At 39.8% G+C, this 14,890-nt stretch carries 12 protein-coding genes and 1 other RNA gene; 7 read left to right on the top strand and 6 right to left on the bottom strand.

What is annotated here, in order from left to right:
* A partial coding sequence (locus BZK24_RS07580) for an amino acid kinase family protein (RefSeq protein WP_524707130.1) occupies positions 1 to 333 on the bottom strand: 333 nt, incomplete at its 3' end.
* Between the two features lie 111 nt (positions 334 to 444).
* Positions 445 to 1,128: an MqnA/MqnD/SBP family protein gene (locus BZK24_RS07575; RefSeq protein ID WP_077657054.1), complete on the bottom strand. Its 684-nt coding sequence runs from the start codon at positions 1,126 to 1,128 to the stop codon at positions 445 to 447.
* A gap of 130 nt (positions 1,129 to 1,258) precedes the next feature.
* On the opposite strand from BZK24_RS07575, the gene acnB reads away from it, so the two are divergent.
* The 4 genes from acnB (at position 1,259) to hofE (ending at position 7,188) form a co-directional block, all read left to right on the top strand.
* Positions 1,259 to 3,817 carry a bifunctional aconitate hydratase 2/2-methylisocitrate dehydratase gene (acnB, locus tag BZK24_RS07570; RefSeq protein ID WP_171972428.1) on the top strand — a complete coding sequence of 853 codons (2,559 nt, stop codon included), beginning with the start codon at positions 1,259 to 1,261 and terminating at the stop codon, positions 3,815 to 3,817.
* Positions 3,818 to 3,897: 80 nt separating this feature from the next.
* Positions 3,898 to 4,164: a hypothetical protein gene (locus tag BZK24_RS07565; RefSeq protein ID WP_000725297.1), complete on the top strand. Its 267-nt coding sequence runs from the start codon at positions 3,898 to 3,900 to the stop codon at positions 4,162 to 4,164.
* A 272-nt stretch (positions 4,165 to 4,436) separates the two neighbouring features.
* A complete protein-coding gene (locus tag BZK24_RS07560) occupies positions 4,437 to 5,726 on the top strand; it encodes a hypothetical protein (RefSeq protein ID WP_077657051.1) in 1,290 nt (429 codons plus the stop codon).
* A 94-nt stretch (positions 5,727 to 5,820) separates the two neighbouring features.
* Positions 5,821 to 7,188 (top strand): outer membrane beta-barrel protein HofE, encoded by a 1,368-nt coding sequence (hofE, locus tag BZK24_RS07555; protein WP_077657056.1) that lies wholly within the window; start codon positions 5,821 to 5,823, stop codon positions 7,186 to 7,188.
* Between the two features lie 6 nt (positions 7,189 to 7,194).
* Here hofE and BZK24_RS07550 read toward each other — a convergent pair whose 3' ends face one another.
* From BZK24_RS07550 to lolA, 3 genes are all read right to left on the bottom strand, one after another.
* A complete protein-coding gene (locus BZK24_RS07550) occupies positions 7,195 to 7,722 on the bottom strand; it encodes a hypothetical protein (protein ID WP_001168786.1) in 528 nt (175 codons plus the stop codon).
* 42 nt (positions 7,723 to 7,764) lie between these two features.
* Positions 7,765 to 8,148, bottom strand: a transfer-messenger RNA (tmRNA) gene (gene ssrA / locus BZK24_RS07545).
* Positions 8,149 to 8,214: 66 nt separating this feature from the next.
* On the bottom strand, positions 8,215 to 8,769 hold the full coding sequence (gene lolA / locus BZK24_RS07540; RefSeq protein ID WP_077657050.1) for a LolA-like outer membrane lipoprotein chaperone: 555 nt from the start codon (positions 8,767 to 8,769) through the stop codon (positions 8,215 to 8,217).
* 147 nt (positions 8,770 to 8,916) lie between these two features.
* Here lolA and secA point away from each other — a divergent pair, with 147 nt between their 5' ends.
* The 3 genes from secA (at position 8,917) to hofF (ending at position 14,517) form a co-directional block, all read left to right on the top strand.
* A complete protein-coding gene (gene secA, locus BZK24_RS07535) occupies positions 8,917 to 11,514 on the top strand; it encodes a preprotein translocase subunit SecA (protein ID WP_077657049.1) in 2,598 nt (865 codons plus the stop codon).
* Positions 11,504 to 12,736 carry an FtsX-like permease family protein gene (locus BZK24_RS07530; RefSeq protein ID WP_077657048.1) on the top strand — a complete coding sequence of 411 codons (1,233 nt, stop codon included), beginning with the start codon at positions 11,504 to 11,506 and terminating at the stop codon, positions 12,734 to 12,736. Before secA ends, BZK24_RS07530 begins: the two co-directional genes overlap by 11 nt.
* Before the next feature lie 281 nt (positions 12,737 to 13,017).
* Positions 13,018 to 14,517, top strand: coding sequence for an outer membrane beta-barrel protein HofF (gene hofF / locus BZK24_RS07525; RefSeq protein WP_077657047.1), 1,500 nt, complete (start codon positions 13,018 to 13,020; stop codon positions 14,515 to 14,517).
* A 264-nt stretch (positions 14,518 to 14,781) separates the two neighbouring features.
* Here hofF and BZK24_RS07520 read toward each other — a convergent pair.
* Positions 14,782 to 14,890, bottom strand: a 109-nt coding sequence (locus BZK24_RS07520) for a restriction endonuclease subunit S (protein ID WP_143424395.1), incomplete at its 5' end; no start/stop codon positions are given.

The raw sequence follows: 14,890 nt of genomic DNA, 5'->3' as shown, positions 1-14,890 counted from the left end.
CTCTTTAATTTCAATGGCGCTCTGCACTCTTGTGTCTAAACCGATATGCTCTAAAGCTTCTTGCATCGCTACCGCATTAATCACGGTGGCTAACATGCCCATATAATCCCCACTAGTGCGCCTGATAATCCCCCCTTGAGCCGCGCTAACCCCCCTAATGATATTGCCTCCACCAATCACAATACCCACTTCAATATCGTTTTCCACTAAACTTTTGATCTCTTTAGCGATGTGATCTAACACATGAATGTCAATCCCAAACTGGTTGTCCCCAGCTAACGCTTCCCCAGAAAATTTCACCAAAACCCGCTTGTTTTTTATCTTTGCTTGCATGATCCCTTCTTAATTAATTAATAAAATTTTAATAAAACTTGTGATTGTAACCTAATCTTGCTTAAAAACACCCTTTCTAAATTTTAAGCCTACATTCTCCTCAGCGAATCGCTAAAAACGCTTGGGTTTTTGAATGCGTTTGAACAACAATTCACGATAGAACGCTTTAAGGCCTAATTGCTCTTTTTTGCCTAAAGTGTAGTAAATTTTTTGCAAGTAATGCAGAATATCTTGGCGTTTCAAGTTGGTTTTTAAAGCGGCTTCTTTAAGGATGTAGTAAGGGATTTTTGTTTTTTTGTGTTTGAAAGCTAAAGACAAACGCTTGTAAAAATCCTTGTTTTGATAATAACACAAACGCCCAAAAACAAACGGCAAGCGTTTTTTTTCATACCACAGAGCGGCTAAATCTATAAAATCTTTTTTGGGGTTGGAATAATAAAACTGCAACGCTTTATTGCCGATTAACACTTCGCCTTTTAACCCTAGAACTTGAGAGAGGGCGTTTGAAGAAGCGCTTTCTTTGTCAAAAGCGTTTTTTGTATCCACAACCAGCACGCTTAAAACTTCCTTATAAGCGACAATGCCTAAAGAATAAGAACAAAGAGCGAATGGATAGCCAGCGATAGAAGAAATAAAGCCCGCATCAATGCGCCTGAATAAAAAACTTTGATTGAGTTTGGAGGGGTAGGTTTTTTTAAGCCGTAAAAATTGTTTGAAATAACAAGGGGTGGGGTAAGATTTGATAAACACATCAAAAGGGAGCATGTTCAAATAATCAATTTTACCAAAACGCACTTAAAATCCTTTTTTGCATCGCATGGTAGCTAAAGTTTCTTACAACTTAACTAAAAGTAAAAAGAGTTTTGTTATCATGGGGCAAATAATTAGGGCATTAGCCAATAATGCGATTTAAAAAGGAGAAATGATGAAAGATTTTTTAGAAGATTACAAAAAAAGCGTTTCAGAAAGAGAAAGTGAGAATATCCCGCCACTCCCCTTAAGCGCTAAACAAGTTCAAGCCGTCGTTGAGATTTTAACAAAAGATCCCACAAACGCCGCTTTCGCTAAAGAATTACTTATTCACAGGGTAAGCCCTGGGGTTGATGAGGGGGCGAAAGTGAAAGCGGAATTTTTAGCTAAATTGTCTCAAAAAAAACTAGAATGTGCACACATTAGCGCTTTAGAAGCGACCACTCTTTTAGGCACGATGCTTGGGGGGTATAATGTAGAGCCTTTGATTGTGGGATTAGAGAGTCAAGACAAAAACATCGCTAAAGAGAGCGCGAAAGCTTTAAAAACCACTCTTTTAGTCTATGGATCGTTTGATAAAATTGCGGCAATGAGCAAAACTAACGCTCTGGCTAAAGAAGTGCTAGAGTCTTGGGCGAACGCCGAATGGTTTTTGAATAAAGAGCCTTTGAATGAATGCATTGAAGCGTGCGTGTTTAAGATTGATGGCGAAACCAATACCGATGATTTAAGCCCAGCGAGCGATGCTTTCACGCGAAGCGATATTCCTTTACATGCCAAAGCCATGCTAAAAAACCGGATTGAAAATTACGAACAACGCATAAAAGCCATTAAAACTAAAGGCGTTCCTGTAGCGTATGTGGGCGATGTGGTTGGCACAGGAAGCTCTAGAAAAAGCGCGACAAACTCTATCATGTGGCATTTTGGTAAGGACATTCCTTTTGTGCCTAATAAAAGGAGTGGGGGCATTGTGATTGGGGGGGTGATCGCTCCGATTTTCTTTGCGACTTGTGAAGATAGCGGGGCGTTACCCATTGTAGCTGACGTTAAGGATTTAAAAGAGGGCGATTTGATTAAAATCTATCCTTATAAAGGCGAAATCACGCTGAACGATAAGGTGGTTAGCACTTTTAAGCTAGAGCCTGAAACTTTGTTAGATGAAGTTAGGGCTTCTGGGCGTATCCCTTTAATCATCGGTAGGGGTTTGACGAATAAAGCGCGTAAATTTTTAGGGCTAGGCGAATCGGAAGCGTTTAAAAAGCCATCCGCTCCTAAAAGCGACGCTAAAGGCTACACTTTAGCCCAAAAAATCGTAGGCCATGCTTGTGGGGTAAAAGGGATCTTACCTGGGACTTATTGTGAGCCAAAGGTTACCACCGTGGGCAGTCAAGACACCACAGGGGCGATGACCAGAGATGAGGTTAAAGAATTGGCGAGCTTGAAGTTTGATGCGCCTTTTGTGTTGCAGAGTTTTTGCCATACCGCCGCTTACCCAAAACCTAGCGATGTGAGTTTGCATGCGAGTTTGCCTGGCTTTATCACTCAAAGAGGCGGTGTGGCGTTGCATCCGGGCGATGGCGTGATCCATACATGGCTGAACCGCATGGGATTGCCTGACACTTTAGGCACAGGTGGGGATAGCCACACCCGTTTCCCTTTAGGCATTAGTTTTCCGGCAGGGAGCGGGTTAGTCGCTTTTGCAGCGGTTACAGGCACGATGCCATTGAACATGCCAGAATCCGTGTTAGTGCGTTTTAAAGGGGAAATGAATCCTGGGATCACCTTAAGGGATTTAGTGAATGCGATCCCTTATTATGCCATTAAAAAAGGGTTACTCACGGTGGAGAAAAAGGGTAAAATCAATGTCTTTAACGGGCGTATTTTAGAGATTGAAGGCTTGCCTGATATTAAAATGGAGCAGGCTTTTGAACTAAGTGATGCGAGCGCGGAAAGGAGCGCGGCTGCTTGCGTGGTGCGTTTGAATAAAGAGCCGATGATTGAATACTTGAAATCCAATATCAAGCTCATTGATGAGATGATTGCGAGCGGTTATGAAGACAAAGAGACTTTGAAAAAACGCAAAGATGCGATGCAAGCTTGGGTGGATAATCCGGTATTGTTAGAGCCAGATAGTAACGCCCAATACGCCGCTGTCATTGAAATTGATGTGGCAGAAATCACAGAGCCTATTTTGGCATGCCCTAATGACCCTGATGATGTCGCTACTTTGAGCGAAGTTTTAGCGGATACGACCGGCAAAAGACCCCACGCTATTGATGAAGTGTTTATTGGATCTTGCATGACGAATATCGGGCATTTTAGAGCCTTTGGTGAAATCGTTAAAAACGCTCCTCCCAGTCAAGCGCGTCTTTGGGTAGTGCCACCCAGTAAAATGGACGAACAAGAGCTGATTAATGAGGGCTATTATGCGATTTTTGGAGCTGCCGGGGCAAGGACTGAAGTCCCAGGCTGTAGCTTGTGCATGGGCAATCAAGCGAGGGTTAGGGATAATGCGGTCGTCTTTTCCACTTCCACGCGCAATTTTGATAATCGCATGGGTAGAGGAGCTAAAGTGTATTTAGGCAGTGCGGAGCTTGGGGCGGCGTGCGCTTTACTAGGGAGAATCCCCACTAAAGAAGAATACATGGATTTAGTGAGCGAAAAGCTAGAGAGCCAAAAAGACAAGATCTATCGCTACATGAACTTTAATTTAATGGAGAATTTCAGGCTCTAGTTTTGTTTCCATTAAAAGGGGCGATCCCTTTTATTGAGCTATGGCTGAGTGTTGGAATAGGATAAAAAAGGAGAATGGTGATGAAAAAAATCGTTGTGAGTTGGTGTGTAGCGTTGGCTTTTTTAAGTGCAGATCCAGAACAAGCCAATAAAGCGATCAGTAATGCGGATTTGATTAAAGAAATAAGGGATTTAAAAAAAGTCATCAGCGCGCAAAACACTGAGATCAACCAATTAAGAAAAGTGCAAGAAGTGTTGTCTGGGCAATTAGGGGACATGCGTAAGGATATATTGAGCACTAGAGATTATTGCATTAGCTTAAGGCCTTATATCTATAATTGGCGCTAGAGGATCATCAAAGCATGAAAGCATGCACCATTTGTTCCTTTGATGCAATCCTTTAATGGTTGAAAAATTAAAAGTTAGGGGGTTTGGTTCTCGCTTTGTGCCCTTATAATAGGGATTTCATAGGGTTTGAGTGTTTAAAAGCGCGTTTGATCCCACACGCCTTGAAAAAAGTCCTCTTGTTGGATTGTAGGGGTAAAATCAGTCCCCTTGTTAGGGTTAATTATTCTATAATAATAAAATTTTAGGAAATTCAGTTTAAAAGATATTAAAAAATGCCATACGCCTTAAGAAAAAGATTTTTCAAACGCTTTGCGCTGATTGTTTCAACTTTTTGTGCGATAAGCTTGAACGCTAAAAGCTATCTGTTTTCCCCTTTGCCCCCAGCGCACCAGCAAATCATTAAGACAGAGTCTTGCTCTTTGGAATGCTTGAAAGACTTGATGCTGCAAAATCAAATCTTTTCTTTTGTTTCTCAATATGATAACAATAATCAAGATGAGAGCCTTAAAACTTATTATCATGACATACTCAATAAACTCAACCCCGTATCCATCGCTTCTCAAACCCCAGCTAAAGAAAGCTATGAGCCTAAGATTGAATTAGCGATTTTACTGCCTAAAAAAGTCGTGGGGCGTTATGCCATTTCGGTGATGAACACCCTTTTAGCGTATTTGAACACCAGAAACAACGATTTCAATATCCAAGTCTTTGACAGCGATGAAGAAAGCCCTGAAAAATTAGAGCAAACCTATAAAGAGATTGAAAAAGAAAAATTCCCTTTTGTGATAGCCTTATTGACTAAAGAAGGCGTGGAAAATTTGCTCCAAAACACCACCATCAGCACCCCTACTTATGTGCCTACGGTGAATAAAACGCAATTAGAAAATCATACCGAGCCTTCTTTAAGCGAGCGCTTGTATTTTGGGGGGATTGACTATAAAGAGCAATTAGGCATGCTCACGGCTTTCATTAACCCTAATTCGCCCGTGATTGAATACGACGATGATGGCCTGATAGGCGAACGCTTGAGACAAATCACGGAGTCTTTAAACGTTGAAGTCAAACACCAAGAAAACATTTCTTACAAGCAAGCGACCAGTTTTTCTAAAAATTTTAGAAAACATGATGCGTTTTTTAAAAATTCTATTTTGATTTTGAACACCCCTACCACTAAAAGCGGCCTGATCCTTTCTCAAATAGGGCTTTTAGAGTATAAGCCCCTTAAAATCCTTTCCACACAAATCAATTTCAACCCCTCTTTACTCTTGCTCACCCAGCCTAAAGACAGGAAAAATTTATTCATTGTCAATGCCTTGCAAAACAGCGATGAAACGCTGATAGAATACGCTTCCTTATTAGAGAGCGATTTAAGGCATGATTGGGTGAATTATTCCAGCGCGATAGGGCTAGAGGTGTTTTTAAACACGCTAGATCCGCATTTTAAAAAATCTTTTCAAGAGAGTTTGGAAGACAATCAAGTCCGTTACCACAATCAAATCTATCAGGCTTTAGGGTATTCTTTTGAGCCGACAAAAAATGAAAGCGAAACAAAAAAAGAATAATATTTAGATAATTATTTGAATACTTTTATTTTTAATGGGTTTTTTAATAAAATTGGAATATGATACGGGCGAAAATGAAACAAAGGTTCATTCTGTGTTAAAATTTCAAAAATTACCTCTATTGTTTGTTTCTATTCTTTACAATCAAAGCCCTTTATTGGCTTTTGATTATAAGTTTAGTGGGGTAGCGGAGTCTTTTTCTAAAGTGGGGTTTAACCATTCCAAACTCAATTCCAAAGAAGGGATTTTCCCTACAGCCACCTTTATAACCGCCACGATCAAGCTTCAAGTGGATTCCAATCTGCTCCCTAAAAACATTGAAAAACACAGCTTAAAAATAGGCGTTGGCGGGATTTTAGGAGCGCTCGCTTACGATTCCACCAAAACGCTCATAGACCAAGCCACGCATCAAGTCTATGGATCAGAACTTTATTACCTCATAGGGCGTTGGTGGGGGTATTTAGGCGACGCTCCTTGGAAAGACTCCCGCATAGAATCTGACGCTCACACCCGTAATTATGTGCTGTATAACTCCTATCTGTTTTATTCTTATGGCGATAAATTCCACTTAAAATTAGGGCGCTATCTCTCTAACATGGATTTTATGAGTTCCTACACACAAGGTTTTGAACTGGATTATAAAATCAATTCTAAGATAGCGTTAAAATGGTTTAGCTCTTTTGGGAGGGCTTTAGCTTTTGGGCAATGGATACGAGATTGGTATGCCCCTATTGTAACTGAAGATGGCAGAAAAGAAGTTGATGATGGCATCCATGCCGCGCAACTCTATTTTTCTAGCAAGCATGTTCAAGTCATGCCTTTTGCTTATTTTTCGCCTAAGACTTACGGAGCGCCAGGGATTAAAATCCATATTGATAGCAACCCGAAATTCAAAGGCTTAGGGTTGCGATCTCAAACCACTATTAATGCGATTTTCCCTGTTTATGCTAAAGATTTATACGATGTGTATTGGCGTAACTCTAAGATTGGCGAGTGGGGCGCATCGCTTTTAATCCACCAACGCTTTGACTACAACGAGTTTAACTTTGGCTTTGGTTATTACCAAAATTTTGGCAACGCTAACGCAAGGATTGGCTGGTATGGTAACCCGATCCCTTTTGACATAAGAAGTAACAGCATTTATGGTTTGGTTTTTAGTAACGCTGTTACCGCAGACTCTGTTAGCGGATATGTCTTTGGTGGGGGCGTGTATAGAGGGTTTTTATGGGGGATTTTAGGCAGATACACTTATGCCACTAGAGCGAGCGAAAGATCCATTAACTTGCACTTGGGCTATAAATGGGGTTCTTTTGCTAGCGTTGATGTGAATTTACAATACTATGCGGTAAGCATGCACACTGGCTATAAGGTTAATGATCTCACTAGCCCTTTTAATAAAGCCTTTAAGGCGAACACACAAGACAGGAGCAACCTTATAGTTAGCGTGAAATTCTTTTTTTAAACCCTATCAATTAGGCTTGGTAGAATTGAGCCATTGTTTTTGGAAATTAATGGCTTTTCTCAATTCGGCTTCTAGTTGGGCTAAAACATCTTTTAAGGGCTTAACATCAACCAAATTGTCTTGCTTGAAGGAATCTAGCTGTTTGTCAATTTGCAAAGCGGCGTCTAGTGCGTCTTGGGGGAATACCGGCTCGCCTAAAGCCTTCTTAACCGCTTCGCCGATTTCAATCGTTTCAGAGCCTTGATGATCTTTTAAGTTAGGATTATTTTCTTTGTCCTTAGGCTTAGGCTCTAAGATCAAGCGCAAATGTTTGATTTTTTCATGCAAATCGCTAAGATCTTTTAAGTGATCAGTATTGCGCCCCCTATCCACCGCTTTTTCTAAAAGCTTATCGCTCAGGCTTACTAACTGATCGCTTAATTTCACGCTGTTAGCTTGAGCTTCTGTCACTTCATCAATATCAATCGCTGCTAAAGCGCTCACAAAATAAAAGGGCAACGCCCACCTTCTAAAACGAGAGAAAAACTTCTGCATTTACCTTCCTTAAATACGCTATAAAAATGATACTTTTTAATATGGTGGAGCTGTGGGGAATCGAACCCCAGTCCAAAAATCTTGTCCTAAACACAAACTTCTACAATGCTTAGAAAATTGGTTAGTTTTTAGCCTTAAAACTAGCTCTGGTCCAACTTTCTAAAACCTTGAGGTAGTTTCAAGAGTTCTTTTTCTTAGTTTAAAAGGCGAACCACCTTTTAAAAGCGTCTAGCTTAAGGTTATGGAGTGATTAAAACGCTAGAAATTCTAATCAGTCCAGCTCCAAAAGGAGATTAACTCACGCAGCTTTAGCGTAAGCTGGAGCGTAATCTGCGTTGTTTACAGTTATTTTTGTTGCTGTTTTACAAGCAGCGCTTGGCATGCTATCTGTGCGACAAGAAATCTGTCGAAATCCAAGTCAGCCCCATGATTTCTAAAGGCTTGTCTATTTTAACTAACTTTTGCTAACAAAACGCAATGAATCATTAAAAATCACTGGCGCACAATATCAATATTTTCATCTTTAGGCTTAAAAACAAAGATTCCATCAGCAATGGTGGGGTTGATTTCTGCTTGAGAAAAAGTGATCGTTACAAGATTATTCATTCCATCTTTAAATTCTAGCGAAAAAGGCTTGCCGTCTTTAAAAACCAAACGATAAGCGGTTTTGTTGATAGTCGTTTTAAAAGATCCGTCATCTTGCTTTTTTAAGCGCTTGAGGATGGTGAAAAAATCCGTCTTGTCTTTTAAGGGCGTAATGGTCGCTTGGAATAAATTAGGCTCATAAATTACCACTTCTTTATCGTTCATGTAAATTTCTTTTTTTAAAGGCTTTTCATAAACCCATAAAGCCCAATTAGGAGCTTTAGCTTTTAAAACCCCATAATAAACTAAAGGCTTTTCGTTTTTTAAAACCTGCTTGAAATGCGCACTAAAACTTTGCAAATGCTGTAAAACCTCTTCTTCTTTAGAAAGGGTTGGAGGATTTTTAGCACAAGCAACGCCCATAAAAATCAAAACCATTACAATCTTTAAAAAAGCTTTCATTATTCAAACCTTAAAACAATCTCTCATCTTTAATAAAACCCTTTATTTTACAAGACTTTTATTTTATCCATGCTAAAATGGGATTAAAAACTGGCGCTTTAATAAAATAAATGAGATTAAAGCACTCTTAATAAGGTTATTACTACTATGATAAAAGCAATAATTGGAAAAATCATTGGCACCAGAAACGATCGCTGGATCAAACAATACAAAAAACAAGTCCTAGCCATCAACGCCTTAGAGCCTACTTATGAAAAAATGAGCGATGTTGAGCTGCAAAACGCTTTTGAAGAATTAAAAAAACGAGTGCGATCCACAGAAAAAGATTTGCAAGAAAAAACCCTTTTAGAAGTTTTACCAGAAAGTTTTGCTATCACCAGAGAAGCGAGCAAAAGGATCTTAAAGATGCGCCATTTTGACGTGCAACTCATTGGGGGCATGGTCTTAAACGATGGTAAGATCGCTGAAATGAAAACTGGCGAGGGTAAGACTTTAGTCGCTACTTTAGCGGTGGCTTTGAACGCTTTAAAGGGCGAGAGCGTGTATGTGGTAACCGTTAATGATTACCTAGCCCATAGGGATTCTAAAGAAATGGAGCCGTTGTATCATTTTTTAGGTTATAGCGTAGGCACGATCACTGCGAGCGTGCGAGACGATGATGAACGCTTAGAAATTTATTCTAAAGACATTGTTTATGGCACTAATAATGAATTTGGCTTTGATTATCTAAGGGATAACATGAAATATTCTTTAGAGCATAAGGTGCAAAAATCGCATGCGTTCGCTATTGTTGATGAGGTGGATTCCATTTTAATTGATGAAGCGAGAACCCCTTTAATCATTTCAGGGCCTGTGGATAGGCGCATGGAAAATTACAACAAGGCTGATGAAGTCGCTAAAAGCATGCAAGTGGAAACCGATTTCACCATAGATGAAAAAAACCGCGCGATTTTGATCACTGAAGAGGGGATTAAAAAAGCCGAAAATCTCTTTGGTGTGGATAATTTATACAAGATTGAAAACGCCGCCTTATCGCACCATTTAGACCAGGCTTTGAAAGCGAATTACCTCTTTTTTATTGATAAAGATTATATTGTAGCCAATAATGAAGTGGTGATTGTAGATGAATTTACCGGCCGCTTGTCTGAGGGGAGGCGCTTTAGTGAGGGCCTGCATCAGGCTTTAGAGGCTAAAGAGGGCGTGAGCATTAAAGAAGAGAGCCAAACCTTAGCCGATATTACTTTCCAAAATTATTTCAGGATGTTTTCTAAACTTTCAGGCATGACAGGTACGGCTCAAACCGAAGCCACAGAATTTTTAGAAATCTATAATTTAGAAGTGGTGTCTATCCCTACTAATTTAGCGATCAAGCGGAAAGATTTGAACGATCTCATCTATAAGAGTGAAAAAGAAAAATTTGACGCGGTGATCCTTAAGATTAAAGAATTGCACGATAAGGGTCAGCCCGTTCTAGTTGGCACGGCTAGCATTGAAAAGAGTGAAACCTTGCACGCTTTACTCAAAAAAGAGCGCATCCCTCACACCGTTTTAAACGCCAAGCAGCACACCAAAGAAGCTGAAATCATCAAAGACGCTGGGCTTAAAGGGGCGGTTACGATTGCGACTAACATGGCAGGGAGAGGCGTTGATATTAAACTCACTGATGAAATCAAAGAGCTTGGGGGGCTGTATATCATTGGCACTGAAAGGCATGAGAGCCGCAGGATTGACAACCAATTAAGGGGGCGAAGCGGGCGCCAGGGTGATCCGGGAACAAGTCAATTTTATTTGAGTTTAGAAGACAATCTGTTACGCATTTTTGGGAGCGATAGGATTAAGGGGGTGATGGAAAAATTAGGGCTTAAAGACGGCGAACACATTGAATCCAAGCTCGTAACAAGAGCGGTGGAAAACGCGCAAAAAAAAGTGGAAAACTTGCATTTTGAAAGCCGTAAGCATTTGTTAGAATACGATGATGTGGCTAATGAACAACGAAAAAGCGTGTATAAATTTAGAGATGAATTATTAGATGCCAATTACGATATTAGCGCTAAAATCGCTGAAAACAGAGAATACGCACTCAATCAAATCTTTTCTAAACTCAAAGCCTTTGACCATCAAAACCTGTCTGAAGAGGAACTTTTAGGGCTTAAAAACGTCTTAAAAGAAGATTTTAACACTCATGTTGAATTAGAGGATTTAGAAAAAGCCTCCCCTATTGAAAAATTTGTGGCTGAAAAACTCAAAAGCGATTATGAAAACAAAATGAAAGTTTTAGACAGCGAACAAAGAAGCCGGATCGAACGCATCGTGTATTTGCAGATTTTAGACAACGCATGGCGAGAGCACCTTTATACGATGGATAATCTCAAAACCGGTATCAATTTGAGAGGCTATAACCAAAAAGACCCCCTTGTAGAATACAAAAAAGAGAGTTACAACCTTTTCTTAGAACTCATTGAAGACATTAAAATAGAAGCGATCAAAACCTTTTCTAAGATCCAGTTTGAAAATGAGCAAGATTCTAGCGATGCGGATCGTTACTTAGAGAACTTTAGCGAAGAAAGAGAGCATGAGAGCGTAACTTACCGCCATGAAGAAACTTTAGATGAAGATTTGAATGTGGCCATGAAAGCTTTCGCTAAAACCCCTAAAAGAAACGAGCCTTGCCCTTGTCAAAGCGGCAAAAAATACAAAGATTGTTGCGCTAAAAGCGGGCCTAAAAAGGGCTTATTTGCCAAATAGATCCTTAATCTTTTTCCTTATCAAGCGTTATTTGCGTTTTGATAAAAGCCAGCCATTTATTAGCATCACCGCTTTATTAGCCTTTTTTGGCGTGGCGGTTGGCGTGATGGTTTTAATTGTGGCTATGGCGATCATGAACGGCATGAGTAAGGAATTTGAAAAAAAGCTTTTTGTGATGAACTACCCCTTAACGCTCTATACCACAAGCCCTTATGGGATCAGTGAAGAAGTGGTTCAAGCTTTAGAAAAAAAGTTCCCTAATTTGCTTTTTAGCCCCTATTTGCAAACCCAAAGCCTGATTAAAAGCGCGCATTCCATGAATGGTGGCGTGGTGTTTGGGGTTGATTTTTCTAAAGAAAGGCGCATCAATGAAGTTTTAAACGACGCTTTAAAAAACACCAATACAAACGATCTTTTTAAAAACCCTTTTAATTTGATCGTGGGGAAAAGCTTGAGATACAGCTTGAATCTAGATCTCAATCAAAAAGCCGATTTGTTTTTCACCGAATTAGAGCCAACCGGTCTCACGCTCTCCCCTATCATGAAGCGTTTTACCATCAAAGGCGATTTTGATTCAGGGCTAAAATCTTACGACATGAGCTATATGTATACTAGCCTTCAAGCTATAAGTGCGATCAGGAGGTTGCCCTTAGGGCTTTATGATGGGGTGCATGTCTATTCTAAAACGCCCATGAAGGATATTGAAAATTTACGCAACGCTTTAAAAACCATCAACCACCATGGCATAGGCATTGAAGGGTGGTGGCAACAAAACGGGAATTTTTTCTCGGCGATGGAATTAGAAAAAAGAGCGTTATTCATTGTGCTCATGCTCATTATTTTAATGGCGTCTTTGAATATCATCAGCTCGCTTTTAATGGTGGTGATGAACAGGCGTAAAGAAATCGCCCTACTCTTTAGCATGGGGAGTAGCCAAAAAGAAATCCAAAAAACCTTTTTTTATTTGGGTAATATCATTGGTTTGGGCGGTGTGATCCTTGGGGTGGTTTTAGCGTTTATAAGCATGTATCTTTTAAGCGTGTTCCCTATCATCTCGCTCCCGGCGGATGTCTATGGCATTAACACCTTGCCTTTGGATTTGTCTTTAATGGATTTTACGCTCACTCTAATAGGCTCTGTGATCATCGTAGCCCTTTCTTCTTATTACCCGTCTAAAAAAGCTTCTACTATTGACGCTTTAAGCGTGTTAAGGAATGAATAAATTAAAAAATTAAATAATATTGAGATGAAATAAGGCTTTGAGTGTCTGTATTTGACTAGCAAAGAAAAATTTTATTCTCAAAATTAAAAAAAACCATAATATTATGCTAGTATTAACGCACGACTTAGTTAAGAATTAACTTTGTAAGTCGGACTTCGTAGAAAAAAGGACGAAAGATGAACAGACTGATTAGATGTTTAAGATCTGCAAGAAAAAATTTTCTTTGAATGGTGTTGGCTTACTCTATTTAGAATTTTTGGTTTATACTAAAGGTTAAACACATGAACTATAAGGTTGCATCTGCTAAAAATATCGCAACGCTTCTTTTTTTATTCTCTTCTCAAAGTCAAGCTTTTGATTTGGGTAAAATCGCTAAAATTAAAGCGGGTGCTGAAAGTTTCTCTAAAGTCGGTTTCAATAACAAACCTATCAACACTAATAAAGGGCTTTACCCTACCGAAACCTTTATGACGGTCATGGCTTACATGCAAGTGGATTTTACGGAGCTTTTGCCCAAAAGCGCTACGGCTAACGGGCACCATTTAGACGGGAGTCTTGGAGGTTGGGGGGGTGCTGTAATTTATGATACCACTAAGGATTTTATTAACGAAGTTACAGGAAAACCCTATGGGGCTATGACATGGAACTATGTGGGCTATTGGGGCGGTCTTGTAGGGCAAAAACCATGGGCGACTTGCGGGTTAGCCACAGGGAATTTGACCCAAGGCCAATACGATAAGATGACTCAAGCTGAAATGACGCAGTTGTCTAATCAAGAAGCTTTAGCGGCTTCCACTTGCGCAAAAACCTATGCCGATCACACCAGAAACTATGTGATTTATAACGCTTACTTGCGCTACAACTACAAAGATATTTTTGAAATTAGGGGCGGAAGGTACGAATCCCCAGCGGACTATATGAGCGGTTACAACCAAGGCTTGGACATGACCTTAAATTTAGGGAATTTCAAATTCTGGTGGTTTAGCTCGTTTGGTCGTGGCTTTGCCTATAATGAGTGGCTTTATAATTTCTATTCGCCTAAAACCTACACCCTTAAAAACGGGCAAACCATAAACCCCGGGGTGCATGCCTTTTACATCATTTGGAATTACAAGGGTTTCAGCATTCAGCCTTTTGTCTATTTTTCACCCTTTAACGAATACGACCCTAACTTTACGATCACTTATGACAGTAACCCCACTTTTACCGGATTAGGGTTTCGCTCTCAAACCGATATTACCGTGCTTAATCCCTTTTACGCTAAAAGATTTTGGGACACCTATCAATTTGGCATGCCAGCCGGTAAGAACGCGCACAGCTTGATGATCAAACAAAAGTTTGAATGGAATGAATACAATTTTGGTTTTGGGATTTATAAATCCTTTGGGAACGCTAACTGGATGATAGGCTACCATGGTAACCGCTTGGGCTTTGACTTTTGGACGAACACCGTTTATGCCAACACCCTTAACTCTTTGTCTTACATGATGGACGCGAACGCTTTTACCGTGTTTGCCTTTGGCGGTGGGGTGCATAGGAAATTCCTTTGGGGCTTATTGGGGCGTTTGACTTATGGGCCTAGGGCGAACGAACAAGTCCTATCGCTCAACTTGGGCTATAAATTCACTAAAAATTTCTCAGCCGACATTAAATTTGAATATTATAATGTGTTGATGCATCAAGGCTATAAAATGGGGTGGAACGGGCCAAAATTAGACAGCCAGCCCGCCACCGATCAAGACAGAAGCCACATTTTTACCGAGATAGTGTGGAAGCTTTAAAACCCCTTTAATAACAACCCTTTAAGGGTTTGTTAAAACGCCTAGCAAAAAACAGCCATTAAAAACCACCCTATCGCCTGTTTTAGGGCTTGTTTTTAAAAAAGCGTTAGGATTTTTAAGTTTTTTATTTCATTGTGCTATGGGTATTTTTGGCTCTGTGATACTAAAACTTTTATTTTTAAAAATAGGATTTTTTGTTTTTGTCATTTTAAAAAATATTTCAAATTCTGCAAGCTCTTTTATTATTAATTGTAAAAAATGCTGTTAGCATTTTTTAACTCCTTTATGGGGGGTTAGGGGTTTGAAGGCCAGTAGTTTTTCTCGGTAATATTCGTATTGCTTTTTCCTGGCTTTGATTTCAGCGGGGATACCG

It is taken from the genome of Helicobacter pylori, from assembly GCF_001998165.1.
GTDB classification, from domain to species: Bacteria; Campylobacterota; Campylobacteria; order Campylobacterales; family Helicobacteraceae; genus Helicobacter; species Helicobacter pylori_DL.
The sequence above is the reverse complement of the archived record's forward strand: the minus strand, read 5'-3'. Positions and strand labels throughout refer to the sequence as shown.

Bases quoted from the DNA above. Each gene is read 5' to 3' on its own strand.
- acnB (WP_171972428.1), top strand. From the start codon at position 1,259: ATGAAAGATTTTTTAGAAGATTACAAAAAAAGCGTTTCAGAAAGAGAA.
- BZK24_RS07565 (WP_000725297.1), top strand. From the start codon at position 3,898: ATGAAAAAAATCGTTGTGAGTTGGTGTGTAGCGTTGGCTTTTTTAAGT.
- BZK24_RS07560 (WP_077657051.1), top strand. From the start codon at position 4,437: ATGCCATACGCCTTAAGAAAAAGATTTTTCAAACGCTTTGCGCTGATT.
- BZK24_RS07550 (WP_001168786.1), bottom strand. From the start codon at position 7,722: ATGCAGAAGTTTTTCTCTCGTTTTAGAAGGTGGGCGTTGCCCTTTTAT.
- lolA (WP_077657050.1), bottom strand. From the start codon at position 8,769: ATGAAAGCTTTTTTAAAGATTGTAATGGTTTTGATTTTTATGGGCGTT.
- secA (WP_077657049.1), top strand. From the start codon at position 8,917: ATGATAAAAGCAATAATTGGAAAAATCATTGGCACCAGAAACGATCGC.
- hofF (WP_077657047.1), top strand. From the start codon at position 13,018: ATGAACTATAAGGTTGCATCTGCTAAAAATATCGCAACGCTTCTTTTT.